Here is a 2,454-nt window from a genome sequence, read left to right as displayed (position 1 = left end):
CGAATGCGTTGGGCGAAGAATTTTTTGTGCTCAGCGGCGTATTTGCCGACGAGCACGGCGCGTACGGCCCCGCTACCTATGTGCGCAATCCGCCGGGCTCCAGCCACAGGCCCTTCAGCGACGAGGGTTGCACCATTTTTGTCAAGCTGCGGCAGATGAACGCACTCGAACAGCGCCGCGTTGTCATCCGTGCAGCAGACAGGCCCTGGGTGGATGCACGAATCGCCCGGCATCGGCGTGCATTGCTGTACGAGGGGCCCAGGGAAACCGTATTCCTCGAACGGCTGGAACCGGGGTGTACCATGGCCGCGCAGCACGCGCTTGGCGGCCAGGAAATGCTGGTCGTCGAGGGATCGGTCCGTGTCGAAGCCGGTGACGGCACGAACGCACGCGCTGCGGGTGCGCAGGAGCTTGGCCCTATGTGCTGGCTGCGCAATCCACACACCCGGCAGCCTGCCTTGGCCAGTTCTGAAGGTGCCTTGTTGTGGATCAAACGTGGCCAGGTGGTACCGATGGTTTGACGGTGCGGCAGGCCGCCGCGAATGGAGCACTATGCAGGTCTTACGTGAGCTTGCCCTTTTCGAGCCTTTCAGCCGCCTGAGTGCTGACGGCCGTAGCCTGTTGACGCAGGGTGCGGTTCCGATGAATGCGCTGGCAGGGGCCGGCATCATTCACAAGGGCCAGCCTGCCTCCGGTGCCTATGTGGTGCTGTCAGGCCGGTTGCGTGTATACACCATCACGCCTGCCGGTACCGAGGCGACGCTCTATCTGGTGGAGCCCGGCGAGACCTGCGTGCTTTCGCTCAACTGCCTGTTCAACGATCTTCTGTATCCCGCCTGGGTTCAGGCCGACAAGGCGACGCGTGTCGCCGTCATCCCCGGCCCGTTGTACCGGCAGCTCTTCAAGCAGGAAGTTTGCATCCAGGACCTGACGCTGCATGCGCTCTCGACACTCGTTTTCAGGTTGATGGCAGAACTCGATGCCGTTCATTCATTCAACCACCGGCAACGGCTTGTTCATTTTGTGTTGCTGCACGCCTCGTCCGATGGGGTGCTGAAAACAACGCAGCAGCAGCTGGCCGGGCATCTGGGTACGTCGCGTGAAGTGGTGGCGCGGCTGATGCAGGGGCTGGTCGCCGAAGGTTTTCTGAAAAGCCAGCGTGGCCAGATCATCATCAAAGACCTGTTCGGTTTGCGCCGCCTGCAAAGCCTGCCAGAGTCCGGCGCCTGACAGGTTTCTCACTTCCTGCCGGTGATGGCTTTCCAGTGCTGCGGCTCGACGGGCGTGATGGACAGGCGGTTGCCCTTGCGCAGCACCTGCAGATCTGCAAGTTCTGGCCGTGCACGCAGGCCGGGCAGGGTGATGTTGGGTATCTTGCGCAACACCTGCACATCCACCAGCATCCAACGAGGTTCTTCAGGTTTTGACTTGGGGTCGTAGTAGGGCGACTTCGGATCAAACTGCGTGGGATCAGGGTAGGCCGTAGACGCCACCCGGCCGATGCCGACAATGCCCGGTTCGGCACAGCTCGAGTGGTAGAACAGCACGCCATCCCCGACTTGCATCCCGTCACGCATGAAGTTGCGCGCCTGGTAGTTGCACACGCCAACCCAGGGGACGGTCGAGTTCTTCGCCGCGAGCGCGTCGTCGACCGAGCATTCTTCGGGTTCGGATTTCATGAGCCAGTAGCTTGTCATGGGATTTGATTTGTGAATGTAAAGGACCTAGCATCGAGAATGTACGATTTCCCTGGACCATTTTGACCAGCAACGATGATCGTGTCACCAAATTGACCCGTTTGTAATTGACTATTCCTCTGAAATTTCGGACGGCATGCGCAGATTGGACACAGTCATGCTGTGACTCCTTTTCTTTTTGTCCGTCGGGTTCATGCTAGCTTGCTGCGAGTTGGCATTGGGTAGCTGACCGCAGCTGCCGATGTGAATAACTGCGGTCTCCGTGTCTCCCCGCTGTGTATCCAAGAACTACCTTATCGAAACCCTGGCGATAAAGAAAGTCCCTTGCGCTTCAGCCGCAGTTAGCGCTCTACGATTTTGATTTTTGGGCCAGGGATCTCGTACGATTATTTCTAGTGGCTGTCCGCGCGAATAGATGTCAACGATATAGGTCATCGCGGTAAGAACGGTCGCATGCCCCAGTGCTCCATTGATCAATGGATTTCCCGCGGCTAGCTCTTGTGCAACCATTTGAGACGCCTCCGGATTTGCAACGCCAAAGCTTAAATCGAGCAAGGGGGCCGCAGTCGCGTAGAAACTATTGCCGCCGGCGTCTTTCCATTTGCCGTTCACAGTTTCAATAATTTGGGGGCCAGTCGCTGTATCGCAGAGTTCCGAACCAAACAATCTCTGAACGATTGATTTTTGCGACACATTTCGTTTGTGTAAGCGGAAGATCGATTGAATACAGGCAGCCCAACACCAGTTGGGACACTCC

General features: G+C 58.0%; 4 protein-coding genes. 2 read left to right on the top strand and 2 right to left on the bottom strand.

The genetic code is table 11. The features are described from left to right. Both AC1D0Z_RS19665 and AC1D0Z_RS19660 read left to right on the top strand, forming a co-directional pair. Positions 1-521, top strand: a 521-nt coding sequence (locus AC1D0Z_RS19665) for a cupin domain-containing protein (RefSeq protein ID WP_477659861.1), incomplete at its 5' end; no start/stop codon positions are given. 31 nt (positions 522-552) lie between these two features. Beyond that, on the top strand, positions 553-1,230 hold the full coding sequence (locus AC1D0Z_RS19660; protein WP_477659860.1) for a Crp/Fnr family transcriptional regulator: 678 nt from the start codon (positions 553-555) through the stop codon (positions 1,228-1,230). Between the two features lie 8 nt (positions 1,231-1,238). Here the strand turns inward: AC1D0Z_RS19660 and AC1D0Z_RS19655 are convergent, their stop codons facing one another. Together AC1D0Z_RS19655 and AC1D0Z_RS19650 are read right to left on the bottom strand one after the other, a co-directional pair. Next, positions 1,239-1,697 carry an EVE domain-containing protein gene (locus tag AC1D0Z_RS19655; protein WP_477659859.1) on the bottom strand — a complete coding sequence of 153 codons (459 nt, stop codon included), beginning with the start codon at positions 1,695-1,697 and terminating at the stop codon, positions 1,239-1,241. Between the two features lie 288 nt (positions 1,698-1,985). Next, positions 1,986-2,454, bottom strand: a 469-nt coding sequence (locus tag AC1D0Z_RS19650) for a hypothetical protein (protein ID WP_477659858.1), incomplete at its 5' end; no start/stop codon positions are given.

This window comes from Polaromonas sp. P1_E3 (assembly GCF_056405935.1).
The sequence above is the reverse complement of the archived record's forward strand: the minus strand, read 5'-3'. Positions and strand labels throughout refer to the sequence as shown.

Excerpts from the sequence above, each read along its gene's own strand:
- AC1D0Z_RS19660 (WP_477659860.1), top strand. The coding sequence starts at position 553 with ATGCAGGTCTTACGTGAGCTTGCCCTTTTCGAGCCTTTCAGCCGCCTG.
- AC1D0Z_RS19655 (WP_477659859.1), bottom strand. The coding sequence starts at position 1,697 with ATGACAAGCTACTGGCTCATGAAATCCGAACCCGAAGAATGCTCGGTC.